The organism is Actinacidiphila sp. bgisy144, assembly GCF_057708105.1.
The window spans coordinates 18,937-42,193 of the sequence record NZ_JBYIRM010000043.1; the positions used below are offsets into that span (position 1 = coordinate 18,937).

A 23,257-nucleotide genomic window follows, 5' to 3' on the forward strand; every position below is an offset into this window, starting at 1 on the left:
GTGCGGCGGACCCGTGTGGCGACAGGGAGGTTGGGGATGGGCGGCAACGCGCAGGACACGCCTGAGGAGGACGCGCTCCTCGTGCTGACGGCGGCGATGCTGACGCCCGGCGGCTTTCCCGGTGTGCTGGGCGACGACTATCCCGCGGCCTGCGCAGGGTTGGGGCTCGAACCGCTGGCCGGCGGCTACGGCCTGGTGTTCGGACAGGACTCCGCCGGGGCCCGCTGGACGGTGGTGACCAGCGATGCCGCGATGGTCGCGTGCGCGCTGGCCGCGTGGGACTGCGGGCTCGCCTACGAACTGGCGCCGGACGAGAGCACCATGGTCGCGTCCCTGCCGGGCTGGCCGCTGCCGGTCGCGGTCTCGGCGCCCGGGGTGCCCGAGCCGCACGACCCTGACGGTGCGCCGGATGCCGGACCGGTTCTCGCGCCGCCCGACACGTCGGTGTGGGGGCCGCCGCAACGGCGGCTGGGGGCCGACGAGATAGCGGTCAGGTGGCTGGAGTGGCGCGACCAGGTCGGCCCGGCCGCCGCAGGACCGCAAGGAGCCCGCGGCGACGACAGCCCGGCGTCCCCGGCGGCGTCCGCCGATCCTAGGGCCGCTCTCGGCGCCATCTCGCACGACGGTGTCCGCCGCGCCCTGGAGAGCGCCGAGGCGTACACCCGCGAGCCACCTCCGCCCGGCCGGGTCCGGACCGCGTACGGAGCGGTCCGCGCCGACGGTCCGGGCTGGAGCCTGGTGGCCCGGACCGACGACATGGCGTTCGTACTGCTCGACGAGGAGCCCGGCGAGGTCCTGCCGGTGGGCCGCGGCGCCGCACTGCCACCGCTGCTGGAAGCGCTCAGCCGGCTCGCCGCGGCCGAGGTCAGCCCGGCTTCGTGACGTCCCGGGCGGCGGGCGCCGTTCGTACGATGTCGGCGGCCACCGCCTCCGCGGCCTTGCGGGCTGCGACCAGCACGGGGTCCCAGACCGGGGAGAAGGGCGGGGCGTAGCCGAGGTCGAGGTCGACCATCTGCCCGACGGTCATCCCCGCGGTGAGCGCGACCGCGCCGATGTCCACCCGCTTCGCGGCGCCTTCCCGGCCGACCATCTGCATCCCGAGCAGCCGCCCGGTGCCGCGTTCGGCGAGCACCTTCACGGTCATCGGGGCCGCGTGGGGGTAGTACCCGGCGCGGCTGGTGGACTCGATGACCGCGGTGACGAAGTCCAGGCCGGCGGCCCTGGCCTGCGACTCCTTCAGGCCGGTCCGGGCGATCTCCACGTCGCACACCTTGCTGACGGCGGTGCCGACCACGCCGGGGAAGGTGGCGTAGCCGCCGCCGATGTTGGTGCCGATGATCCGGCCGTGCTTGTTGGCGTGGGTGCCCAGGGCGATGTGCTGCCAGGCGCGGGAGACGAGGTTGAGCACTTCGACGCAGTCGCCGCCGGCCCAGATCCGGTCGGTGCCGCGCACCCGCATCGAACGGTCGGTGAGCAGCCCGCCGTGTGTGCCGAGCGGGAGTCCGGCGTCGCGGGCGAGGGAGGTGTTCGGCCGGACGCCCAGGCCGAGGACGACGAGGTCGGCGGGGTGTTCCGCGTCGTCGGTGGCGACGGCGCGGGCGCGCCCTTCGGCGTCGGTGAGCACCTCGCGGGCAGCCGCGCCGGAGACCACGGTGACGCCGAGCCCTTCGAGCGCCTCGCGCACCAGGCGTCCCATGTCGGGGTCCAGGGTGGTCATCGGCTGCGGGTTGCGGTCCACGAGGGTGACTTCCAGGCCGTGCCGCAGCATCGCCTCGGCCATCTCGACGCCGATGTAGCCGCCGCCGACCACCACGGCCCGCCGGACGCCGGTACGGTCCAGGCCGCGCAGGACGGCCTCGCCGTCGTCCAGGGTCTGCACCCCGAAGACACCGGGGGCGTCGATGCCGGGGATCGGTGGCCGTACGGGCACCGCGCCGGTGCCGAGCACCAGGTGGTCGTAGCCGGTCCAGCTCTCGTGGCCGTCGGGGTCGCGCACCAGGACGCGGCCGCCCTCGGGGTCGATCCGGGTCACCTCGGTGCCCAGGCGCACGTCGATACCGCGGTCGCGGTGTTCGGCGGCGGTACGGGCGACGAGGGCGTCGGGGCCGCTGGTGTCCCCGGCGATCCAGTAGGGGATGCCGCAGGCGCTGTAGGACACGTGCTGCCCGCGCTCGAAGGCGACGATCTCCAGGCCGTCGGCGGGCCTGCGGCGCCGGGCCCGGGAGGCGGCGGACATGCCGGTGGCGTCGCCGCCGACGACGACGAGGCGCTCGGTCATGAGGCGGTGTGCTCCTGGAGTGCGGGGCGGGGTGCGGTGTCCGCTGCGCGTCCTGGTGTCTGGGCGGCGAGCCGGTCCCGCGCCTCCATGAGGGCGAAGCCGAGCAGGTTCAGGCCGCGCCAGGCGTCGGGGCGCTCGGCCCGCTCGTCGTCGGCGGCCAGGCCGATGCCCCAGACCCGGTCCAGCGGGCTGGCCTCCACCAGGACGCGGCGCGCGGTGCCGAGCAGATAGGCGCGCAGGTCGGGGTGCTGGGCGAACTTGTGCACGCTGCCCGCCACGACCAGGCCGAAGCGTTCGTGCTGCCAGACCGCCTCGTCGAAGCCGCGGACCGAGCGGCCCGCGCTCTTCGCCTGCTTGGGGTGGCCGGCGGCCACCGCGCGGCGCTCGGCGTCCTCGTCACCGAACAGCCGGGCCTTGCCCGCCATCATCCAGTGCTCGGCGGTCGCGTAGGTGACGCCGTCGACCGTGAAGGGAGCCGGCCACCACTGGCTGAGGCAGCCCGCGCCGACACTTCCGTCGCGCTGCGGGCGGTGACCCCAGAAGTGCAGGTACTTCACGCGGGTGCCGGCGGCCACCAGGGCGGCGAGGTCCGGGACCGAGCGGACGGCGGCAGCGTCGGCGCCGGGTGTCCCGGCGGAGGACGCGGCGGCTGCGGGGGTGTCTGCCGGCATGACGGCTTCAGACCCTTTCCAGTGGGCGGTGCGGCGGGTCAGGCAGTTCGACGGCGATCGCGTCCCCGGGCCGTACGACGCCGCCGACGACCACGACGCTCATGACGCCGCCCTTGCGGACGACCGCGCCCGTCTCGTCCCGCCCGACGACCTCCTTGAGCAGGCCGCTGCGGAAGGCGTCGATCTGCAGGCAGGGGTTGCGCAGGCCGGTCACCTCGACGACCGCGGCCGGGCCGAGGCGCAGCCGGGTGCCGGTGGGCAGGTCGAGCAGGGCCAGACCGCTGGTCGTGATGTTCTCGCCGAGGTCGCCGGGCGCCACGTCGTACCCGGCCGCACGCAGTTCGTCGAAGAGTTCGGCGTGGATCAGGTGGACCTGCCGCAGGTTCGGCTGGCTGGGGTCCCGGGCGACACGGGAGCGGTGCTGGACGGTGACGCCCAGGTGCGCGTCGCCCTCGACGCCGAGTCCGGCCAGCAGCCGGATGCTGTGCTGGTTGGCCTTGCTGAACCGGTGCTTCGCATCTCGGCTGACTGCCAGGACAGAAGCGCTGAGCATGGGGTGTCCCCTCGATCGGATTCCCTGACCCGACGCTTCACCCTATCGGGGGAGCCCGGGCTCAGCGACCGATTTGCCGCCGGCTCACGCGGCGCAGCCGGCGGCGCTGGGAGGAGTCGAGCGTGAAGTAGGCGACCGCCGGCACGCCGATCACGACCAGGAAGAACACCCACCAGGGAATCCAGGCGAGCAGGATCAGCCCGACCACCACGCCACCGATGGCGACCTTCGTGCGATTCGTCATGGTCCCCGCCTCCGTCTCACGGCGGCCCGCGCCGCGTCCTCACCGTACCTGTCCAGTGGAACGCGCCGCGAGCCGCCGCGGTTCCCGGGGCCCCGCGACGCAAGACCCGGCGGGTAAAAACCGGGCAAGACATCGCGGGGCCGTCGGGGCAGCACGGGGTGCGGCGGTAAGGAGCGCGCGCCTGGAGCCCGGGCCCTACTTTCCGCCGGTCAGGCCCGCGCGGCGCAGCGCGTCGGCCATCGCACCGCTCGGAGCGGGCTGGCCGGAGCCGCCCCGCCGGCCGCCGTTGCCCTGGCCGCCGCCCTTTCCTCCGTTGCCGCCGCGGCCGCCCTGCCGCGGCGGTCCGCCGCGCCGGTCGCCGCCCTGCCGCTCCCCGCCCTGCCGGTCGCCCCCGCGCGGCCGCGCCTCGTCCTGGAGCCGCAGCGTCAGCGAGATCCGCTTGCGCGGCAGGTCGACGTCCAGCACCTTCACGCGCACGATGTCGCCGGGCTTGACGACGTCCCGCGGGTCGGACACATAGGAGTCGGACAGCGCGGAGACGTGCACCAGGCCGTCCTGGTGGACACCGACGTCCACGAACGCGCCGAAGGCCGCCACATTGGTGACCACGCCCTCCAGCAGCATCCCCGGCCGCAGGTCCTTCATCTCCTCCACGCCCTCCTTGAAGGTCGCGGTCTTGAAGGCGGGACGCGGGTCCCGGCCGGGCTTCTCCAGCTCGGCGAGGATGTCCGTGACGGTCGGCAGGCCGAACGAGTCGTCGACGAAGTCCTGCGGGCGCAGGCCGCGCAGCACCGCGCCGTTGCCGATCAGCGCCGGGATGTCGGTCTGCGCGCTCGCACTGATCCGGCGTACCACCGGGTACGCCTCCGGGTGCACGCTGGAGGCATCGAGCGGGTCCTCGCCGCCCTGGATGCGCAGGAAGCCCGCGCACTGCTCGTACGCCTTCGGGCCGAGCCTGGCGACGCCCTTGAGGTCCTTGCGGGTGCGGAACGGCCCGTTGGCGTCGCGGTGCGCCACGATGTTGCCGGCCAGCCCCTCGGTGATGCCCGACACCCGCCGCAGCAGCGGCACCGACGCGGTGTTCACGTCCACCCCGACGCCGTTGACGCAGTCCTCGACGACCGCGTCCAGGGAGCGCGACAGCTTCACCTCGGACAGGTCGTGCTGGTACTGCCCGACGCCGATGGAGCGCGGGTCGATCTTGACCAGCTCGGCGAGCGGGTCCTGCAGGCGGCGCGCGATGGACACCGCGCCGCGCAGCGACACGTCCAGCTCGGGCAGCTCGGCCGAGGCGTACGCCGACGCGGAGTACACCGACGCACCCGCCTCGGAGACGACCGCCTTGGTGAGCTTCAGCTCCGGGTGCGCCTTGATCAGGTCGGCGGCGAGCTTGTCCGTCTCGCGGGAGGCGGTGCCGTTGCCGATCGCGATCAGGTCCACGCGGTGGGCGGCGGCGAGCCGCGCCAAGGCGGCCAGGGAGTCGTCCCAGCGGTTGCGGGGGGCGTGCGGGTAGATCGTGTCGGTGGCCACGACCTTGCCGGTGCCGTCGACCACGGCGACCTTGACGCCGGTGCGCAGGCCCGGGTCCAGGCCCATGGTGGCGCGGGTGCCGGCGGGGGCGGCGAGCAGCAGGTCGCGCAGGTTGGCGGCGAAGACGCGGACGGCCTCGTCCTCGGCCTCCTGCCGCAGCTGGACGCGCAGGTCGATGCCCAGGCGGACCAGGAAGCGGGTGCGCCAGGCCCACCGGACGGTCTCGCCGAGCCACTGGTCGGCGGGCCGGCCCCGGTCGGCGATCCCGAACTGCTGGGCGATGCGCCGCTCGAAGCTGGTCGGGCCGTCGCCGGGCTCCTCGGGCTCCAGGGTGAGGTCGAGGACCTCCTCCTTCTCGCCGCGCAGCATGGCGAGCACCCGGTGGGAGGGCAGCTTGGTGAAGGGCTCGCCGAAGTCGAAGTAGTCGGCGAACTTCGCGCCCGACTCCTCCTTGCCGTCGCGCACCTTGGCGATCAGCCGGCCGCGGTTCCACATCCTGGTGCGCAGTTCGCCGACGAGGTCGGCGTCCTCGGAGAAGCGCTCGGTCAGCACCGCGCGGGCGCCTTCGAGGGCGGCTGCCGCGTCCTCGACACCCTTGTCCGCGTCGACGTATCCGGCCGCCTCGGCCTGCGGGTCCAGGCCCGGGTCGGAGAGCAGGGCGTCGGCGAGCGGTTCGAGGCCGGCTTCGCGGGCGATCTGCGCCTTGGTACGGCGCTTGGGCTTGTAGGGCAGGTAGATGTCCTCCAGGCGCGCCTTGGAGTCCGCGGCCATGATCTGGGCGCGCAGCGCGTCGTCGAGCTTGCCCTGCGCGTCGATGGACTCCAGGACGGCCGTGCGCCGTTCGTCCAACTCCCGCAGGTAGCGCAGCCGCTCCTCCAGGGTGCGCAGCTGGGCGTCGTCCAGGGTGCCGGTCGCCTCCTTGCGGTAGCGGGCGATGAACGGCACCGTCGCACCGCCGTCCAGCAGGTCGACCGCCGACCGGACCTGTCCTTCGCGTACGCCAAGCTCCTCGGCGATCCTGGCTTCCACCGACACGTTGCCGCTGATGATCTCGCTCCTAAGCTCGCCTGCCGGGCGGCGCATCCCGCGCGCCGCCCCGCGTGTGTCTTGCATCGTAGACGCCGGGCGGTGCCGGACGGAGTCGGCCGCACCAAGGACGCCAGGAGCACCCGAACGCCCGCGGGGCGCGGGGCCGCGGGGGTGGGGTTATCCCCCGGTGGGGCGTGGGGCCCGCCCGGCGGAAGCCGGGTGATGGCGCCATGGTTGCGGGCGGCGGCGGTTCCTAGCGTCGGGGGTGCGGCCGTCGCGGTCGCTCACCACCCCGACTCCCCGTCTGCGGCAACGCGGTACGGGAGCCTGCCCCGAGGAGCGTCCATGCCGCCCGAAAGCCGTACGCTGACCGCCGCGCCGCCCGTCGTGCCCGCGGTCCCGCGTCCTGTACCGCAGGGCGGTCCGACGGCCCCGGAACAGGCCGCGGGCAGCGAGTTCGCGCCGCTGCTGCGGCAGATCAAGGACGCCGGGCTGCTCCGGCGCAGGCGCGGGCACTACGCGGTGTCGATGACGGTGAACCTGCTGCTGTTCGCCGCGGTGTGGGCGGCGGTCTTCCTCGTCGGCGGCACCGGGTCGTGGCGGGTGCTGGCGCTGGCGCTGCCCGCGGCGGTGCTGTCGGCCCGTTCCGGCTTCGTCGGGCACGACGCGGGGCACCAGCAGATCGCGGCCGGGCGGCGGGCGAACCGCGCGATCGCGCTGCTGCACGGGAACCTGCTGCTGGGGATGGGCGCCGCCTGGTGGTCCGACAAGCACAACAAGCACCACGCCAACCCCAACCACGTCGGCAAGGACCCCGATGTCGAGGTGGGCGCCCTGGTGTGGACGCGGGCGCAGGCGGTCGAACGGCGCGGCTTCGCCCGCTTCCTGACGAAGTACCAGGCGTGGCTGTTCTTCCCGATGCTGCTGCTCGAAGGGCTGGCGCTGAAGGTCGCCAGCTTCCAGGACCTGCGGCGCCTCCCGCGCCGGGAGCGGCTGGTGGAGGGCGGGCTGCTGGTGGCCCACACGGCGGGGTACGCGGCGATGCTGCTGACCGCGCTGTCGCCGGCGCAGGCCGTGGCGTTCGCGGCGCTGCACCACGCGCTGTTCGGGGTGCACCTGGGGTGCGCGTTCGCGCCCAACCACAAGGGGATGGCGATGCCAGAGGAGGGATCGCGCTGGGGGCACCTGCGCCGCCAGGTGCTCACCTCGCGCAACGTGCGCGGCAACCCGGTCGTCGACTTCCTCCTGGGCGGTCTCAACTACCAGGTGGAGCACCACTTGGTGCCGAGCATGCCGCGCCCGCACCTGCGGCTGGCCCAGCCGCTGGTCCGCGCGCACTGCGCCCGCCTGGGCATCCCCTACACCGAGACGGGGCTGGTCGCGTCCTACCGGCAGGCGCTCGGCCACATGCACGCGGTCGGCGAGCCGCTGCGCTGAACCGGCGCCCGGTCCCGCTGTCAGTGGTGGCGGCTAGCGTGAAGGGCATGGGGGAGATCACGTATGTGCGGGGAGACGCCACCGCACCTCGGGGCAAGGGCGTCAAGGTGATCGCGCACGTCTGCAACGACATCGGCGGCTGGGGCAAGGGGTTCGTGGTGGCGCTCTCGCGCCGCTGGCCGGAACCGGAGGCGGCCTACCGGCGCTGGCACCGCGACCGGGCGCGCAACGACTTCGGGCTGGGCGCCCTCCAACTCGTCCGGGTCGATCGCCGGACCTGGGTGGCCAACATGGTGGGACAGCGCGGCATACGCACCGGCAGCAAGGGCGTGCCGGTGCGTTACGAGGCGATCGACAGCGCGCTGGCGGCCCTGGGCGGCCGCGCCCTGGAGCTGGGCGCGTCGGTGCACATGCCGCGTGTCGGGTGCGGCCTGGCCGGGGGCCGGTGGGAGCGCGTCGAACCGCTCGTCACCGCGCGGCTGGTGGAGCGCGGGGTGGGCGTCACGGTCTACGACCAGGAGTGAGGTACGGGCCCGGGTCCGCTCGGGGGCCGCGGGTTCACAGGCGGGCGGGCCTGGCCGTGCCGTACAGCCAGGTGGCGAAGAGCGGCCGCAGGTCGCGGGAGGTGAACCGGGCGCAGAAGGCGGTGAAGTCGGCGGTGGACGCGTTGCCGTGGCGGTGCGCGGCCGGCCACTGCTTCAGCAGCCGGTCGAAGGCGGGGGCGCCCAGGGCGCGGCGCAGTTCGTACAGCACCAGGGCGCCGCGGCCGTAGACGGGCGCGGCGGAGACGGCCGCCGCGTGGGGCGGGGAGGCGGGCGGGAAGGCCCAGTCGGCGTCGGAGGCGAAGGCGGAGGCGGCGCTCGCGTCGAGGGACGGGCCGCCCTCGTGCTGCTTCCACAGCCACTCGGTGAAGGTGGCGAAGCCCTCGTTGAGCCACATGTCCTGCCAGGCGGCGGGGGTGACGGAGTCGCCGAACCACTGGTGCGACAGTTCGTGCACGAGCGTGGTCGTGTCGACCGCGGGCGGCGGGCCGTCGCCGGGGAAGACCGGGCGGTTCTGCGTCTCCAGCGCGTAGCCGACCCGCCCGCGCGCCAGGTGGTCCACGATGGCGCCCGCCGAGGCGAAGGGGTAGGGCCCGAACAGGCCCTGCTCCCAGTGCAGGATCTCGGGGATGCGGGCCAGCGCCGCGGCGGTCGCGGCGTCGTCGGAGCGCGGGTCGACCGCGACGTACAGGGGCAGTTTGTCCGGTGTCGTCGAACGGGTGACGTCGAAGTGCCCGATGGCGACGGTCGCCAGGTAGGTGGCCATCGGTGCGGTGCTGCGCCAGTGGTAGGAGGTGCGGTCGTCGGCGACCGGGCGGGTGGCGACCAGTTCGCCGTCGGACACGGCGGTGAGGCCGCGCGGGACGGTGACGGTGATGTCGTAGGCGGCCTTGTCGGACGGGTGGTCGTTGCCGGGGAACCAGGCCATGGAGCCGACCGGTTCGCCGAGGGCGAGGGCGCCGTCGTCGGTGCGGAACCAGCCCTCGTGCGAGCCGTCCGGGTCGGTCAGCAGCCGGGGCGCCCCCTGGTAGGCGACGGTCGTGGTGAAACGGGCGCCGGGCCGCAGCGGGTGCGCGGGGCTGACCCGCAGTTCGTCGCCCTTCCGGCTGGTGCGGGCCGTCGCGCCGTCGACGGTGACGCGCCGGACGGTGAGCCCGGCCAGGTCGAGGTCGAAGCGGTCCAGCTGCCGGTCGGCGGTGGCGGTGAGGACGGCGGTGCCGCGCAGTTGCCCGGACGCGGGGTCGTAGTCCAGGTCGAGGGTGTAATGGCCGACGTCGTAGCCGCCGTTGCCCGCGTCGGGGAAGAGCCGGTCGCCGACACCGGGGGCGCCGGTGGCGGAGGGGTCGCCGGTGCCGGTGCAGGACACGCCGCAGGCGAGCAGGCAGCCCGCGAGCAGCAGCGGGACCGCGCGCGGCGGCAGGCGTAGGCGCACGCCGGCCAGCGTACGAGGTGGCCGGCCGGCGCGCGCCCGGAGCGGCGGCCGGGAGCGGCCCGCCCCCAGCCGCCCGGACGCAGGGTAAGACCCGTGCGCCAGGCGACCGGCCCTTACCGCGAGCGCCGCGGCCCGCCACGCCCCGCCGGGTCAGTCCGTGAACCGCTCCCCGCTCTCCGCCTTCCGCACCAGCAGCGCCGGCGGCTCGAAGCGCTCCCCGTACGCGGCGGCCAGCTCCCGCGCGCGGGCGGTGAAGCCGGCGACGCCGCCTTCGTACCCGTTGATGTACTGGAGCACGCCACCGGTCCACGCCGGGAAGCCGATGCCCAGCACCGAGCCGATGTTGGCGTCGGCGACGGAGGTCAGGACGCCCTCCTCCAGCAGCCGCACGGTGTCCAGGGACTCCGCGAAGAGCATCCGCTCCTGCATGTCGCGCAGCGGCGACCCGGCCACCGCTGGGGGCTCGTCCGCCGCCTTGCCGAAGTGCTCGGCCAGGCCCGGCCACAGCCGCGTCCGGCGGCCGTCCTCGTAGTCGTAGAAGCCCGCGCCGCCGGAGCGGCCGGTGCGGCCGAACTCGTCGACCATGCGGTCGATCACCTGCTCGGCCGGGTGGGCCCGCCAGGTGCCGCCGGCCGCCTCGACGGCCGCGCGCGTCTCGGCGCGGATCTTGCGCGGCAGTGTCAGCGTCAGCTCGTCGACCAGGGACAGCACCTTCGCCGGGTAGCCGGCCTGCGCGGCGGCCTGCTCGACGGAGGCGGCCGGGACGCCCTCGCCGACCATGGCGACGCCTTCGTTGATGAACTGGCCGATCACCCGGGAGGTGAAGAAGCCGCGCGAGTCGTTGACGACGATCGGCGTCTTGCGGATCTGCCGCACCAGGTCGAAGGCGCGGGCCAGCGCCTCGTCGCCGGTCCGCTCGCCGCGGATGATCTCGACCAGCGGCATCTTGTCGACCGGCGAGAAGAAGTGCAGCCCGACGAAGTCGTCCGGCCGGCGCACCCCTTCGGCGAGGGCCGTGATCGGCAGGGTGGAGGTGTTGGAGCACAGCAGCGCGTCCGGCGCGACCACGTCCTGGATCTCCTGGAATACCTTGTGCTTCAAGGCGGCGTCCTCGAAGACCGCCTCGATGACGGCGTCGCAGCCGGCGAGGTCGGCCGGGTCTGCGGTCGGCGTGATCCGGGCGAGCAGCGCCTCGCGCTTGCCGGGCGTGGTGCGGCCCTTGGCGAGCGCCTTGTCCAGCAGCCCCGCGGAGTACGCCTTGCCGCGCTCGGCGGCCTCCTGGGTGACGTCCTTCAGCACGACGTCGATCCCGGCGCGCGCGCAGGAGTACGCGATGCCCGCGCCCATCATGCCGGCGCCGAGCACCGCGACCCTGGCGACCTGGCGGGCGGGCACGCCCTCGGGGCGGCTGGCGCCGGAGTTGACGGCCTGCATGTCGAAGAAGAACGCCTGGATCATGTTCTTCGAGACCGGTCCGCAGGCCAGTTCGGTGAAGTAGCGGGCCTCGATGGTGAACGCGGTGTCGATGTCCACCTGGGAGCTCTCGACGGCGGCGGCCAGGATGGCGCGCGGCGCCGGGTAGGGGGCGCCGGCCAGCTGCTTGGTGAGGTTCGCGGGGAAGGCGGGCAGGTTCGCGGCGAAGGCGGGGCTCTTCGGGGTGCCGCCGGGGATCTTGTAGCCGGGCTCGTCCCAGGGCTGCCGGGCCTCGGGGTGGGCGTCGATGAAGGCGCGGGCCCGGGCCAGGAGGTCGTCGGGGTCGGTGGCCACCTCGTGCACCAGGCCGGCTTCCAGGGCGCGTTGCGGGGCGTACTGGCGACCCTGGAGCAGCACCTTGAGCAGGGCGTCGGCGATGCCGAGCAGGCGCACGGTGCGCACCACGCCTCCGCCGCCGGGCAGCAGCCCGAGGGTGACCTCGGGGCAGCCGATCTTGCTGCCGGGCGCGTCCAGGGCGACGCGGTGGTGGCAGGCGAGCGCGATCTCGTAGCCGCCGCCGAGCGCGGCGCCGTTGATCGCCGCGACGACGGGCTTGCCGAGGGTCTCCAGGCGGCGCAGGCGGCGCTTGATGCGCAGCGAGCCGGTGAAGACCTGCTCGGCGGTCTCAGGGGTGGCGCGGATCAGGTCGCGCAGGTCGCCGCCGGCGAAGAACGTCTTCTTGGCGGAGATGATGATCACACCGCGGATGCCGTCGAGTTCGGCTTCCAGGCGGTCGAGGGTGGCGTCCAGGGAGTCCGCGAAGGCCGCGTTCATGGTGTTCGCGGACTGCGCGGGGTCGTCGAGGACGAGGGTGACGACGCCGTCGGCGTCCTGCTCCCAGCGGATGGTGGTGGACTCGCTCATGGTCTTCGAAGCTCCGTTGGTCCGGTTGGTCCGGCGAGGTGGGGGCGAGGCGGGACTGGGCAGGGACCGGGCGGGGGCGGCCCGGTCAGAGGCGTTCGACGACGGTGGCGACGCCCATGCCGCCGCCCACGCACAAGGTGGCGAGGCCGTAGCGCTGGTCGCGGCGCTCCAGTTCGTCGATGAGGGTGCCCAGGATCATCGCGCCGGTCGCGCCCAGGGGGTGGCCGAGCGCGATCGCGCCGCCGTTGACGTTGACCTTGTCGATGCTGACGCCGAGGTCCGCGGCGAAGCGCAGCACGACGGCCGCGAACGCCTCGTTCATCTCGATCAGGTCGATGTCGTCGACGCTCAGCCTGGCCTTGGCCAGCGCCTTGCGGGAGGCGGGGGCGGGTCCGGTGAGCATGATGGTCGGCTCGGAGCCGGAGACGGCCGCGGAGACGATCCGGGCGCGCGGGGTGAGGCCGTAGCGCTCGCCGACCTCGCGGTTGCCGATGGCGACCAGCGCCGCGCCGTCCACGATGCCCGAGGAGTTGCCGGCGTGGTGGACGTGGTCGATCCGCTCCACCCAGTGGTACTTCTGGAGCGCGACCGCGTCGAAGCCGCCGGCGTCGCCGATCGTGGCGAAGGACGGCTTGAGGGCGGCCAGCGACTCGGGGGTGGTGCCCGGGCGCATGTGCTCGTCGCGGTCCAGGACGGTCAGCCCGGCGCGGTCCACGACCGGGACGACGGAGCGGTCGAAGCGGCCCTCCTTCCACGCCTGCGCGGCCCGCTCCTGCGACAGCGAGGCGTACGTGTCGACGTCGTGCCGGCTCCAGCCGCCGATGGTGGCGATCAGGTCGGCGCCGATGCCCTGGGGCACGAAGCCGGTCTCCATGGACGTCATCGGGTCCATGGCCCAGGCGCCGCCGTCGGAGCCCATCGCGACGCGGGACATCGACTCCACGCCGCCGGCCAGCACCAGGTCCTCCCAGCCGGAACGGACCTTCGCCGCGGCGAGGTTGACCGCTTCGAGGCCGGAGGCGCAGAACCGGTTCTCCTGGACGCCCGCGACGGTGTCGGGCAGGCCCGCGGCAATGGCGGCGACGCGCGCGATGTCGGAGCCCTGGTCGCCGATCGGGCTGACCACGCCGAGCACGATGTCGTCGATCGCGGCCGGGTCGAGGTTCGGGAAGCGGCGGCGCAGTTCGTGGATGAGGCCGACGACGAGGTCGATCGGCTTGGTGCCGTGCAGGGAGCCGTTGGCCTTTCCGCGCCCGCGCGGGGTGCGTACGGCGTCGTAGACGTAGGCGTCGGTGCTCAACGTCGTGCCTTTCGTTGAGGGTTCGCGGGTGGGCGGTGCGGGTGGGCAATGCGGGTGCGGGGGCCCTGTGGCGGGCCTGGTACGGGGGGTCTGTACGGCGGCGGTGCGGGTCAGCCGGGCGGGTCGTCGGCGCGGGCCGGCGCGGGGACGCCCCAGTCGCGGGCCACCTCCGCGGTGTGCGCGCCGGGCAGCGCGGGAGCGCGGCGCAGCGTCCCGGGTGTCGCCGAGAAGCGGGGCGCGGGGGCGGGCTGGACCACGCCTTCATATGTGGTCAGGGTGCCGCGGGCGGCGAGGTGCGGGTGCTCCGCGGCCTCGCCGAGCGGCAGTACGGGGGCCGTGCAGGCGTCGGTGCCGTGGAAGACGGCGGTCCACTCCTCGCGGGTGCGGGTGCGGAACGAGGCGGCCACGGCCGCGCGCAGCTCGGGCCACCGGGCGGGGTCGTCGCGCAGGGCGGCGGTGGCGGCGGGCAGGCCGAGCAGGGCCGCGAACTGGTCGTAGAAGCGCTGTTCCAGGGCGCCGACGGCCATGTGGCCGCCGTCGGAGGTGGCGTACACGCCGTAGAACGGGGCGCTGCCGTCGAGGAGGTTGGAGCCGCGGCGGTCCTGCCAGGCGCCGGCGGCGCGCATGCCGTGGAGCATGGCGGTCAGGTGCGCGGTGCCGTCCACGATGGCGGCGTCGACCACCTGGCCGCGGCCGTGGGCGCGGGCGTGGTGGAGCGCGGCGAGCACCCCGGTGACGAGGTAGAGGGAGCCGCCCGCGTAGTCGCCCAGGACGTTGGCCGCGGGGGCGGGCGGCCGGTCGGGGTCGCCGGTCATGTGCAGGGCCCCGGTCACCGCGACGTAGGAGATGTCGTGGCCGGCGGTCGGGGCGAGCGGTCCGTCCTGGCCCCAGCCGGTCATCCGGCCGTAGACCAGGCGGGGGTTGCGGGCCAGGCAGGGCTGCGGGCCGACGCCCAGCCGCTCGGCGACGCCCGGGCGGTAGCCCTCGATGAGGATGTCGGCCCGGGCGGCGAGGTCCAGTACGGCGGCCGGGCCGCCCTCGGCCTTGAGGTCGACCAGGACGGAGCGCTTGTTGCGGTTGGTGACGTCGAGGGCCGGGTCGATGCCCAGGCCCTGGCCGCCGGGGCGGTCGACGCGGACGACATCGGCGCCCAGGTCGGCGAGGAGCATGGCGGCGAACGGTCCGGGCCCGATGCCCGCGAGTTCGAGGACGCGCACGCCTGCCAGCGGGCCGGGTGCGGGACCGGCGGCCGGGTTCGGCGATTCTGCTGTCACTTCCGCGATGGTAGGAACGTGTTCCAGTTTTGGCAAGGGCTGACTGAGCGCTCGCTCAGCGCGTCGCCACGGCCGGGCCGAGGCCCGGTCGGGCCGCGGCGCGGTCGGTGAGCAGCACCGGAGCGCGACGGCAGGCGGGCGGCCGGCTCAGCGCGGGCTGGTGAGCAGGGGGGCGACCAGGTCGAGCGCCTGGGTGAGGGCCGCGGTGGCGCAGTGCCGGGACAGCCGCGCCGCGTCACGGGCCAGGGCGCGCGCGGCGTCATGGTCGCCGGTCAGCGCGCGGGCGTGGGCGGTGCGCGCCGAGTACAGCGCGCGGTTGCGGACGAAGCAGGGGTTCTGCATCGCCAGCGCCTGTTCGAGCAGCGGGCGGGCCTCGTAGGGCAGTTCGAGGTCGAGCAGCGCCAGGCCCTGCTGGGCGGCGAGTTCGGGCCCGTCCAGCCAGTAGAGCCACGGCGGCGCGGCCGCGGCGGCCCGGTCGGCCCCGGCCTCGTCCTCCGCTGCGGCCAGCCGGCGTTCGGCCTCGGCGGCGGCCCGCCGGAAGGCGCCCTCGGCGCCGAGCGCGGCATGGGCGCGGGCCAGCCTGATCGCGGCCAGCGCGCGTACCGCCGAGGGGGTGCCGCCCGCGGCCCGGACCGCCGCCTCGGCCGCCGCGACGGCGTCCTGCGGCCGTTCGGTGAGCACCGCCTGGAGGGCGATGCCGCCCCACAGGGCGACGGCGAGGGGCCGGTCCCCCGCGGCGTGGGCGAGCCGCAGCCCGGTCAGGTGGTGGCGCTGGGCGGCGCCGTAGCGGCCGCCGTCGGTGGCGGCCAGCCCGCCGAGCTGGGCGAGGTCCGCGGCGGTCCGCAGCAGGCGCCGTTCGATGGCGGCGCTGTGCGAGCGGCGCGCCAACAGCCCGCGCACCAGCCGCAGATCGGCCTCGACCCGGTGCCGTACGGCCGAGCCGCCGAGCCGGTCGTCCAGCCGCCGCAGCCCGAGCACACCGGCCTCCAGCCACTCCAGCACGCCGCTGTCCACGGCGCCCGGCGCCCCCGCCTGCTCGGGCACCCGGGTGCGCCGGACGGCGCCCGGCGCGGGGCGCGGCACCACCGGGCGGCCGCCGCGGGCCGGGTCGGCCGACCGCACGGCCGCGCGGCCGGCGGCCCGCGCGCCGGCGCCTCCAGGGCCCCGCAGAGTGGTGCCCACCACGCTTTCCGGCGGCGACGGCACGGCCACCGGCTCCCGCGGCGGCGCCGCGAGGGCGGTGTCCCACTCGGCGATCGCGTTCCTCAGCGCGTGGCCCTGGGCGACCGCGCAGCCGCTGGAGTCGTCGGCGCCGTCGAGGAGCGCCTCCAGGGCGGCGCGGGAGCCGTCCGCGTCCCATGACAGGCCGTCAGGCATCCCGGTGTGGGCGGGCAGCCACTGGGGCCACGGGTGGAGCTCCAGCTCGCGCGGGGCGACGCCGAGCGCGCGGGCGAGGGCGCGCTGGCTGTCCGCCTCGGGCACGACGCCCCAGTGCTCCCAGCGCCACACCTTCTCGCGCCGCGCGGCCATCGGGACGCCGAGCGCCCGCGCGTGGTCGGCGATCACCCGCGCGAGGTCCTGGTAGCTCCAGCCGTGCCGGCGGCGCACGTAGGCGAGTGGATGCGTGGACGCGGCGGGCGTGCCCTCTCGTGCCACGTTACTTTCGTCCATTCACCTGGTCCCCACTGGACTCACCCGGTTCGCCGTGCGACAGCCGCCCGGTGAGCAGGTTTTCGAATGTCAACTATGCCGTGTTCCGCACCTGTTGGGCGACCGGTGGCCCAGCGCCTTGTGCCGCGGTCCGGCTCCCAAACTCCGGCAACGATACGGGACTACACGAAGACAACAGGTGCGCCCTTGTCCTGAACTGTTGCATACCGATTGGCTGTTCGCGATCACTGGACGTAACGTGCGCCGTGGAGGGCTGCCCGCGGATGACCCCACCGCCCCCACCCTTCCGCTTCTCCCGCGGCAAGGACGGCATGTCCTTCGACCCCGCGTTCGGCGACCAGCAGCTCGTCGCCGCGCGGGCGGCCCTCAATCAGGGGCGGTGGACCGTGGTCCGCACCCTGCTGGCCGGCACCGGTGACGACTGGGACTGCCGCGGCCACCGCCTGGTGGTGCTCGGCGAGGGCAAGTCGGCCGCCGCGTGGGCGGAGGAGTGGCGGCTCGCCGAGCCGGAGAGCGCGGACGCCGCGGCGCTGGCCGCCGCCGCGGCGGTCTTCCGGGCCATCGCCGGCAAGCAGAAGCCGGAGGAAGCGCGGGAGAAGTGCCTGCGGGTGGCGCGGATGGCGGCGGCCGACCCGACACCCTGGCTGCTCCTGCTGGTCCTGGCCCGGCACACCGGCAGCGACGACGAGCAGGTGCGCGCCTTCGACCAGGTACGCGGCCGGCACCGCGGCCACCACCACGCACATTATCTGATGACGCGATGTCTGGCGGAACGTCAGAAGACCGAGGGCGACGACCCGTTCCACGAGGTGTACGAGTTCGCCGACTGGGCGGCCGGTGAGGCGGGTCCCGCCTCACCGTTGGTCGCGCTGCCGCTGGTCGCCCTGGTGGAGCGGTACCGCGTGCTGGCCGCGGCCGGTACGCTGCCGCCCGAGCCCGACGGCCTGCCGTACTGGACCACCGCGCGGGCCCGCAACAGCGTCCGGACCGGCTTCGACTGGTGGCTGGGGTGGAACGGGGCACCCTACCCGCGGCTTCCGGTCGACCTGAACTACGTGGCGTACGGCAAGTTCCACGTCGGCGACACCGTGGAGGCCGCCTCGCTGTTCAGCCGGATCGGCACCGCCGCCACCCGCGTGCCCTGGTCGTACCCGGACCGCGACCCCAAGAAGGCGTTCCTCGCCGCACGCAACTACGCCCTAGGTTTTGGACCGTCGTGACCGGGACGGACTGACCGGAATCGGCCGGAAGTCGCCCCACCCGCCCGCGCCCCGGGCGCCGCCCAGCACCACCCGCACTCCCCCCGGCAGACCGTGCTCCATCCGCACCTCCCACCGTGTACCGGAAGGAACCGAAGGCATGTTGACGGGCAGTCCGCACGAGATCAACACGTTCAAGGGTGAGCAGCGCGCGCTGCGGGCGGGCCGGATCGGCGCGCCCGCCCTGCTGCTGTCGGTGCTGGCCGCGACGGCCCCCCTGATGGTGGTGGCCGGTGTCATCCCGACAACCTTCGGCACCATGGGCATCGTCGGGGTGCCGCTGCTCTTCGTCATCGTCGGCGTGGTGCTGGCGCTGTTCAGCTTCGGCTACGCGGAGATGAGCCGCCATGTGCACAACGCGGGCGCCCTGTACGCCTACATCTCCCGCGGCCTGGGCGGCACCATGGGCGCGGGCGCGTCCTATGTCGCGCTGTTCGCGTACAGCATCATGCAGATCGGCACCTACGGGATCTTCGGCTTCGAGATATCCGGGCAGGTCTTCCAGCACTGGCACCACCAGGTGGCCTGGTGGATTCCCGCGCTGTGCGGGGTGGCGGTCACCGCGGTGTTCGGCGCGCTGAAGATCGACCTGAACGCCAGGACGCTGGGCGTGCTGCTGCTGGTGGAGACCCTGCTCACGGTGGTCTTCGACATCAGCTTCCTCGGCGACCCGGGACCGCAGGGGGTCTCGCTGCACGCCTTCGACCCCGGCACGCTCAGCGGCGCGGGGCTGGGCACCGCGCTGTGCTTCGTGATCGCCGGGTTCGTCGGCTTCGAGCAGGCGCCGGTCTACGCGGAGGAGACCAGCGAGCCGCACCGCGTGGTGTCGAAGGTGATGTTCCTGGCGATCGGCTTCGCGACGGTCTTCTTCGCGTTCAGCTCGTGGGCGATCACGGTGGCCACCGGACCGGCGCATGTGGTCGGGCAGTCGCGGGAGCAGTCGGCGAACCTGGTCTTCGCGCTCAACCAGAGCCGGCTGGGAGGCGCGTTCACCGACACCCTGAACGTCTTCTTCATCACCGGGATCTTCGCCTCCATGCTGAGCTTCCACAACGTGGTGGCGCGCTACGCCTTCGCGATGGGGCGCGACGGCCTGCTGCCGGCGGCCGTAGGCCGGACGTCGAAGGCCAGCGGTGCCCCGGCGGCCGGGTCCTTCCTCCAGTCGCTGGTGGCGCTGGTGGTGGTGGCGGTCTTCGCGGTGACCGACCACGGCTCGTTCGGCCCGCAGGGCCCGGACCCGACGGCACCGGTGCTGCGGCTGTTCACCTGGGCGGGCAACGTGGGCGCGCTCGGTGTGGTGCTGCTGATGGCCATGGCCGCGGTCGCGGTGATCGTCTTCTTCGTCAAGCGCGGCGCGGCGGCGGTGCAGGGCTGGCGGCTGGTGACCTCGGGCCTGGCCGCGATCGGGCTGCTGGTCATCTTCGGGTACTCGGTGAAGGACTTCGCGGTGCTGCTGGGCGCCGACCCGGGCCACGGGCTGCGCTGGATACTGCCGGGCATCATCGCGCTGGCCGCCGCGATCGGCCTGGTGCACGGCGCGGTGCTGCGGAGCCGGCGCCCCGAGGTGCACGCCAGGATCGGCCAGGGCAACGAGGCGTTCCAGCTGGAGAAGGCAGCCGCGGCGGCCGGCCCGGCGCAGTAGCTCAGCCGGTGAGGCCCGGCGCTCCCCAGACCGGGAACCAGCGCGACAGGTCCTCCTCCAGCCGCAGGTCGTTGGCGACCAGCGCCTTGACCTGGAGCTCCAGTGCGTTGTCCCGCTTCTCGCCGGGCAGCGGGCAGAAGGGGTAGAAGCTGCCCCGCTTGTAGAGGTACACCAGGGCCAGCAGATGGCCGGCGGCGTCCTCGAAGCTGACCAGGGAGCACAGCAGCTGGGGGCCGAAGCCCTGCTGTTCGAGCGCGGAGTTGATGGCGTGCAGGTCGGTGACCAGGTCGGTGGTCTCCTCGGGGCGGTGGCGGGACAGCAGCCAGGTGTAGCCGTAGCTGTCCTGGCTGGTCTCCACCGAGGGCAGCAGGGCGCGCAGGTCCTGCTGGGTCTCGGCGAACGCACCGCCCTCGACCGCGGCGAAGCACACCGCGCCCATGCCGGTCGGGCGCAGGTCGCTCGCCGCCTGGAGGGTGATCGCGGCGGAGGTCAGGCCGAAGAGCTGGTCGAGGTCGGGGCGGACCGGCTTGCTGCGGCCGAGCAGCACATCGAGCAGTCCCATCAGCGGCGGTCCAGTTCACGGGTGATCTGGGCGAGCTGCTCCAGCCGCCGCTCCAGGGTGGGGTGGGTGGACAGCAGCTTGGAGGCGGTGGCGCCGGCGCTCAGCGCGGGGGCGAAGAAGAACGCGTTGAACGGCTGGGAGCGGCGCAGGTCCTCGGTGGGGATGGCGGCGATCTGCCCGCTGACCTTGGTGAGCGCGGAGGCCAGCGCCGAGGGGCGGCCGGTGAGCAGCGCGGCGCTGCGGTCGGCGGACAGCTCGCGGTAGCGCGACAGCATCCGGGTGAGCAGGAAGCTGATCGCGTAGACGACCGCGCTGACCAGCGGGATCAGGACGATCAGTGCGTTGCTGCCCGGGTCGCGGCTGCGCCGGAAGCCGCCGAACAGCGCGATGCGGGTCATCACGCCGGCGAGCACGCCGAGGAAGGACGCGATCGTCATGACGGCGACGTCCTTGTGCGCGACGTGCGACATCTCGTGCGCGATGACGCCTTCCAGCTCCTCGGGCTCCAGCCGGCGCAGCAGGCCGGTGGTGGCGCAGACCATCGTGTTCCGCTGGTTGCGGCCGGTGGCGAACGCGTTGGGCACGTCGGAGTCGGCGATGGCGACCTTGGGCTTGGGCATGTCGCCGAGGGCGCAGATGCGGTCGACGACGCCGTGCAGTTCGGGGGCCTGCTCGGGGGTGACCTCGCGGGCGCCCATGCTGAAGGCGGCGATCTTGTCGCTGAACCAGAACTGCGCGACGAAGAGCCCGCCCGCGATGATCAGGATCATCGGCCAGGCGCCGTGCAGCAGGGCGAGCAGCACGCCGACGAAGACGACGTAGAGCAGTCCGATCAGGAACATCGTGACGACCATGCGGGTCGTCAGTCCCCGGTCGGGGGCGAAGCGGTTACGTGGCATGGCCCCTCCCGAGTGGTGCGGGGGCGCGGGTCGCAAGCCTGCGGCCCGCGTGCTCCCTAGGGTGCTGGACAGGTGTGCCCGACGGCTACCTGCCCAACGGTGCAACGTTCCGGACGTCCCGTCCGGTTCCACGGGCGCTGCGGCATTCGGGTGGAGTCGCCCACAGTCCAGTCCACAATCCGGTCCACAGTCCACAGTCCTCAGTCCACAGCCCGCGGTGCGCGAAGCCCCTCGTACCCCGCGGGTCAGGCGCGCACGTCCAGGACGAGCTTGCCGGTGGTGCGGCGGGCCCGCAGGTCCTCGTGGGCGCGGGCGGCGTCGGCCAGCGGGTGCACCGCTCCGATCAGGGGGCGCAGCCGGCCGCCGGCGGTCATGGCGAGCAGCTCGTCCAGCGGCTCGTGGTACATACCGGGGCGGCCGAGGCAGTGGGCGAGCCAGAAGCCGATGACCGCGCGCGAGCGGCCCATCAGGCGGGCGGGCTCGACGGGGGTGGGCGGGACGCGGGAGGCCATGCCGTAGGTGACCAGGCGGCCGAAGGGGGCGAGGGCGGAGAGCGAGGCGTCGAAGACCGGGCCGCCGGTCATCTCCAGGACGGCGTCGACCTTGCGGCCGCCGTTCGCCTCGACCAGGCGCTCGGTCAGGCCCTCGGGCGCGCCGTCGATGGCGGCGTCGGCGCCGAGCTCCAGGGCGAGGGCCCGCTTCTCCTCGGTGGAGGCGGTGGCGATCACCCGGCCGGCGCCGAACTCCTTGGCGAGCTGCACCGCCAGCGACCCGGTGCCGCCGGCCGCCGCGTGGACCACGACGCTCTCGCCCTCGGCCAGCCGCGCGCAGGTGCGCAGCAGGTGCCACGCGGTGACGCCCTGGACCACCAGGGCCAGGGCCTGGCCGTCGCTGACGCCGTCGGGCAGTTCGTGGGCCAGGTGCTCGGCCGCCAGTGCCTTTTGCGCGTAGCCGCCGTTGTCGGTGAGGGAGACGACGCGGCGGCCGTCGGCGGTGCGGCCGACGACCTCGGCGCCGGGGACCATGGGCAGCGAGGAGGCGGCCAGGTAGCTGTTCTCGACGGTGTGGGTGTCGGCGTAGTTGACGCCCGCGGAGTCGACGTCGATCAGGATCTGGCCGGGCTGCGGTACGGGCTCGGGCAGTTCGGTGAGGTGCAGTACCTCCGGGCCGCCGAACTCGGTGATCTGGATCGCGCGCACGGTCGCCACTCCTCCGGGTGGGGCGGTCCCCGCCGGGTGGCGGGGAGCTCGCCCGCAAAGACTACCGACTGGTCAGTATGCGGCGCACGCGACTCCGCCCGACCCGGTCAGGTCCCGCAGCCGCGGTGGGGTCCGCGGGTCATGCGGCGGGCACCGGGCGGGCCGGCGGCGGACCGACGTAGCGGGCCAGCGGTCGGATGATCTTGCTGTCCTCGGCCTGCTCCAGCACGTTGGCGCTCCAGCCGACCATCCGGGCCGCGGCGAAGGTCGGGGTGAACATCTCCCGGGGCAGCCCGCACAGCTCCATGACCACACCGGCGTAGAACTCGACGTTGATGTGCAGCTCGCGGCCGGGTTTCAGCTCGGCGAGTATCGCCTCGGCCCGCTCCTCCACCTCCAGGGCGAAGTCGACCAGTTCCCCGCCGAAGCCGCGCGCGATGGACTTGAGCATCCGGGAGCGCGGGTCCTCGGTGGTGTACACGGGGTGCCCGAAGCCCATGATGCGGTCGCCCGCGAGGACCCGTTCGCGCAGCCAGGCGTCGATCCGGTCCGGGGTGCCGATCGCGTCCAGGGTGTCCAGGGCGCGGCTGGGGGCGCCGCCGTGCAGCGGGCCGGACAGTGCGCCCAGGGCGCCGACGAGGCAGGCGGCCAGGTCGGCGCCGGTGGAGGCGATCACGCGCGCGGTGAACGTGGACGCGTTGAAGCCGTGGTCGACGGTGGAGATCAGGTAGCTCTCGACCGCCCGCGCCCGGGCCGGCTCCGGCTCGCGCCCGGTCAGCATGTAGAGGTAGTTGGCCGCGTACGGCAGGTCGTCGCGCGGCTCTACGGGCGCCAGGCCCTGCCCCAGCCGGTGCAGCGCGGTCACCAGCGTGGGTACGGCGGCGCAGGCGGCCAGCGCGTCGGCCTTCCGCTGCTCGGGGTCGATGTCGTACAGCGGCCGGAACCCGGCGGACGCGCCCGCCAGCGACAGTGCGGTGCGCAGGCCCGCGAGCGGCCCGGACAGCGCGGTGGAGCGGGCGATGGCGGGCAGCGCGTCCACGACGTCGGCCGGCAGGTGCCGCAGCTCGGCCGTACGGGCCCGGAAGGCGGCCAGCTGCGCCGCGTCGGGGAGCACGCCGTGGCACATCAGGTGCCAGACCTCCTCGAACGTGCGGGTGCGCGCCAGCTCCACCGCGGAGTACTCGCGGTAGTGGTAGAAGCCCTCGGCCCCGCGTACGTCGCCGATGGATGTCTCGGTGACGACGACGCCCTTGAGACCGCGGGGTACGTCGATCGGGGCGCTGGGCTCGGTGGTCGGCATGGTGTTCCTCCTTGGGTATGTACGCGACTGTCCATGATTGATTCAAGCGTGTCAACGTTGATTTCATCAATATGAAGACCCGTCCAGTACAGATGTAC

The 23,257-nt window shown here is 74.1% G+C and carries 19 protein-coding genes; 5 read left to right on the plus strand and 14 right to left on the minus strand.

Features of this window, described 5'->3' with window-relative positions:
- Positions 1–36 precede the first annotated feature (36 nt).
- Complete coding sequence (locus AC3EVP_RS33215) at positions 37–882, plus strand: hypothetical protein (RefSeq protein WP_335976334.1); 846 nt, start codon at positions 37–39, stop codon at positions 880–882.
- Here AC3EVP_RS33215 and AC3EVP_RS33220 read toward each other — a convergent pair.
- The 5 genes from AC3EVP_RS33220 to AC3EVP_RS33240 all read right to left on the minus strand — a co-directional run bounded on the left by AC3EVP_RS33220 (position 866) and on the right by AC3EVP_RS33240 (position 6,359).
- Complete coding sequence (locus AC3EVP_RS33220; RefSeq protein WP_435136501.1) at positions 866–2,278, minus strand: FAD-dependent oxidoreductase; 1,413 nt, start codon at positions 2,276–2,278, stop codon at positions 866–868. The two genes, AC3EVP_RS33215 and AC3EVP_RS33220, sit on opposite strands and share 17 nt — an antisense overlap.
- Positions 2,275–2,949: a riboflavin biosynthesis intermediates N-glycosidase gene (gene ybiA / locus AC3EVP_RS33225; RefSeq protein WP_435136504.1), complete on the minus strand. Its 675-nt coding sequence runs from the start codon at positions 2,947–2,949 to the stop codon at positions 2,275–2,277. The genes AC3EVP_RS33220 and ybiA overlap by 4 nt, the downstream gene beginning before the upstream one ends.
- A gap of 7 nt (positions 2,950–2,956) precedes the next feature.
- Positions 2,957–3,502, minus strand: a complete 546-nt coding sequence (locus AC3EVP_RS33230) for an MOSC domain-containing protein (RefSeq protein WP_435136507.1) — start codon at positions 3,500–3,502, stop codon at positions 2,957–2,959.
- Between the two features lie 61 nt (positions 3,503–3,563).
- The gene (locus AC3EVP_RS33235) at positions 3,564–3,746 is read right to left on the minus strand and encodes a hypothetical protein (RefSeq protein ID WP_328472075.1); all 183 of its coding nucleotides are present in this window, start codon (positions 3,744–3,746) and stop codon (positions 3,564–3,566) included.
- A gap of 195 nt (positions 3,747–3,941) precedes the next feature.
- A complete protein-coding gene (locus tag AC3EVP_RS33240; RefSeq protein ID WP_335976913.1) occupies positions 3,942–6,359 on the minus strand; it encodes a Tex family protein in 2,418 nt (805 codons plus the stop codon).
- 291 nt (positions 6,360–6,650) lie between these two features.
- On the opposite strand from AC3EVP_RS33240, the gene AC3EVP_RS33245 reads away from it, so the two are divergent.
- Both AC3EVP_RS33245 and AC3EVP_RS33250 read left to right on the plus strand, forming a co-directional pair.
- A complete protein-coding gene (locus tag AC3EVP_RS33245; protein ID WP_435136510.1) occupies positions 6,651–7,742 on the plus strand; it encodes a fatty acid desaturase family protein in 1,092 nt (363 codons plus the stop codon).
- A gap of 47 nt (positions 7,743–7,789) precedes the next feature.
- Positions 7,790–8,266 carry a macro domain-containing protein gene (locus AC3EVP_RS33250; RefSeq protein ID WP_435136513.1) on the plus strand — a complete coding sequence of 159 codons (477 nt, stop codon included), beginning with the start codon at positions 7,790–7,792 and terminating at the stop codon, positions 8,264–8,266.
- A 34-nt stretch (positions 8,267–8,300) separates the two neighbouring features.
- Here the strand turns inward: AC3EVP_RS33250 and AC3EVP_RS33255 are convergent, their stop codons facing one another.
- From AC3EVP_RS33255 to AC3EVP_RS33275, 5 genes are all read right to left on the minus strand, one after another.
- Positions 8,301–9,716 (minus strand): M1 family metallopeptidase, encoded by a 1,416-nt coding sequence (locus tag AC3EVP_RS33255; protein ID WP_435136516.1) that lies wholly within the window; start codon positions 9,714–9,716, stop codon positions 8,301–8,303.
- A gap of 150 nt (positions 9,717–9,866) precedes the next feature.
- Positions 9,867–12,053: a 3-hydroxyacyl-CoA dehydrogenase NAD-binding domain-containing protein gene (locus tag AC3EVP_RS33260; RefSeq protein WP_435136519.1), complete on the minus strand. Its 2,187-nt coding sequence runs from the start codon at positions 12,051–12,053 to the stop codon at positions 9,867–9,869.
- Between the two features lie 85 nt (positions 12,054–12,138).
- On the minus strand, positions 12,139–13,353 hold the full coding sequence (locus AC3EVP_RS33265; protein ID WP_435136522.1) for an acetyl-CoA C-acetyltransferase: 1,215 nt from the start codon (positions 13,351–13,353) through the stop codon (positions 12,139–12,141).
- 110 nt (positions 13,354–13,463) lie between these two features.
- Positions 13,464–14,627 (minus strand): CaiB/BaiF CoA transferase family protein, encoded by a 1,164-nt coding sequence (locus tag AC3EVP_RS33270; protein ID WP_435136525.1) that lies wholly within the window; start codon positions 14,625–14,627, stop codon positions 13,464–13,466.
- A gap of 147 nt (positions 14,628–14,774) precedes the next feature.
- Positions 14,775–16,298, minus strand: coding sequence for an NsdA family TPR-like regulatory protein (locus AC3EVP_RS33275; RefSeq protein WP_435136528.1), 1,524 nt, complete (start codon positions 16,296–16,298; stop codon positions 14,775–14,777).
- 263 nt (positions 16,299–16,561) lie between these two features.
- On the opposite strand from AC3EVP_RS33275, the gene AC3EVP_RS33280 reads away from it, so the two are divergent.
- Both AC3EVP_RS33280 and AC3EVP_RS33285 read left to right on the plus strand, forming a co-directional pair.
- Positions 16,562–17,518 carry a hypothetical protein gene (locus AC3EVP_RS33280; protein ID WP_435136531.1) on the plus strand — a complete coding sequence of 319 codons (957 nt, stop codon included), beginning with the start codon at positions 16,562–16,564 and terminating at the stop codon, positions 17,516–17,518.
- Between the two features lie 139 nt (positions 17,519–17,657).
- Positions 17,658–19,199 carry an APC family permease gene (locus tag AC3EVP_RS33285; RefSeq protein ID WP_335976367.1) on the plus strand — a complete coding sequence of 514 codons (1,542 nt, stop codon included), beginning with the start codon at positions 17,658–17,660 and terminating at the stop codon, positions 19,197–19,199.
- 1 nt (position 19,200) lies between these two features.
- Here the strand turns inward: AC3EVP_RS33285 and pspAB are convergent, their stop codons facing one another.
- The 4 genes from pspAB to AC3EVP_RS33305 form a co-directional block, all read right to left on the minus strand.
- Positions 19,201–19,761, minus strand: coding sequence for a PspA-associated protein PspAB (pspAB, locus tag AC3EVP_RS33290; protein WP_435136535.1), 561 nt, complete (start codon positions 19,759–19,761; stop codon positions 19,201–19,203).
- Complete coding sequence (gene htpX, locus AC3EVP_RS33295; RefSeq protein ID WP_335976372.1) at positions 19,761–20,660, minus strand: zinc metalloprotease HtpX; 900 nt, start codon at positions 20,658–20,660, stop codon at positions 19,761–19,763. Before htpX ends, pspAB begins: the two co-directional genes overlap by 1 nt.
- A 245-nt stretch (positions 20,661–20,905) precedes the next feature.
- The gene (locus AC3EVP_RS33300; protein WP_435136539.1) at positions 20,906–21,859 is read right to left on the minus strand and encodes a quinone oxidoreductase family protein; all 954 of its coding nucleotides are present in this window, start codon (positions 21,857–21,859) and stop codon (positions 20,906–20,908) included.
- Positions 21,860–21,998: 139 nt separating this feature from the next.
- Positions 21,999–23,159, minus strand: coding sequence for a citrate synthase (locus AC3EVP_RS33305; RefSeq protein ID WP_335976375.1), 1,161 nt, complete (start codon positions 23,157–23,159; stop codon positions 21,999–22,001).
- Positions 23,160–23,257 lie beyond the last annotated feature (98 nt).

Bases quoted from the DNA above. Each gene is read 5' to 3' on its own strand.
- AC3EVP_RS33215 (WP_335976334.1), top strand. From the start codon at position 37: ATGGGCGGCAACGCGCAGGACACGCCTGAGGAGGACGCGCTCCTCGTG.
- AC3EVP_RS33220 (WP_435136501.1), bottom strand. From the start codon at position 2,278: ATGACCGAGCGCCTCGTCGTCGTCGGCGGCGACGCCACCGGCATGTCC.
- ybiA (WP_435136504.1), bottom strand. From the start codon at position 2,949: ATGCCGGCAGACACCCCCGCAGCCGCCGCGTCCTCCGCCGGGACACCC.
- AC3EVP_RS33230 (WP_435136507.1), bottom strand. From the start codon at position 3,502: ATGCTCAGCGCTTCTGTCCTGGCAGTCAGCCGAGATGCGAAGCACCGG.
- AC3EVP_RS33235 (WP_328472075.1), bottom strand. From the start codon at position 3,746: ATGACGAATCGCACGAAGGTCGCCATCGGTGGCGTGGTGGTCGGGCTG.
- AC3EVP_RS33240 (WP_335976913.1), bottom strand. From the start codon at position 6,359: ATGCGCCGCCCGGCAGGCGAGCTTAGGAGCGAGATCATCAGCGGCAAC.
- AC3EVP_RS33245 (WP_435136510.1), top strand. From the start codon at position 6,651: ATGCCGCCCGAAAGCCGTACGCTGACCGCCGCGCCGCCCGTCGTGCCC.
- AC3EVP_RS33250 (WP_435136513.1), top strand. From the start codon at position 7,790: ATGGGGGAGATCACGTATGTGCGGGGAGACGCCACCGCACCTCGGGGC.
- AC3EVP_RS33260 (WP_435136519.1), bottom strand. From the start codon at position 12,053: ATGAGCGAGTCCACCACCATCCGCTGGGAGCAGGACGCCGACGGCGTC.
- AC3EVP_RS33275 (WP_435136528.1), bottom strand. From the start codon at position 16,298: ATGGACGAAAGTAACGTGGCACGAGAGGGCACGCCCGCCGCGTCCACG.
- AC3EVP_RS33280 (WP_435136531.1), top strand. From the start codon at position 16,562: ATGACCCCACCGCCCCCACCCTTCCGCTTCTCCCGCGGCAAGGACGGC.
- AC3EVP_RS33285 (WP_335976367.1), top strand. From the start codon at position 17,658: ATGTTGACGGGCAGTCCGCACGAGATCAACACGTTCAAGGGTGAGCAG.
- pspAB (WP_435136535.1), bottom strand. From the start codon at position 19,761: ATGGGACTGCTCGATGTGCTGCTCGGCCGCAGCAAGCCGGTCCGCCCC.
- htpX (WP_335976372.1), bottom strand. From the start codon at position 20,660: ATGCCACGTAACCGCTTCGCCCCCGACCGGGGACTGACGACCCGCATG.
- AC3EVP_RS33305 (WP_335976375.1), bottom strand. From the start codon at position 23,159: ATGCCGACCACCGAGCCCAGCGCCCCGATCGACGTACCCCGCGGTCTC.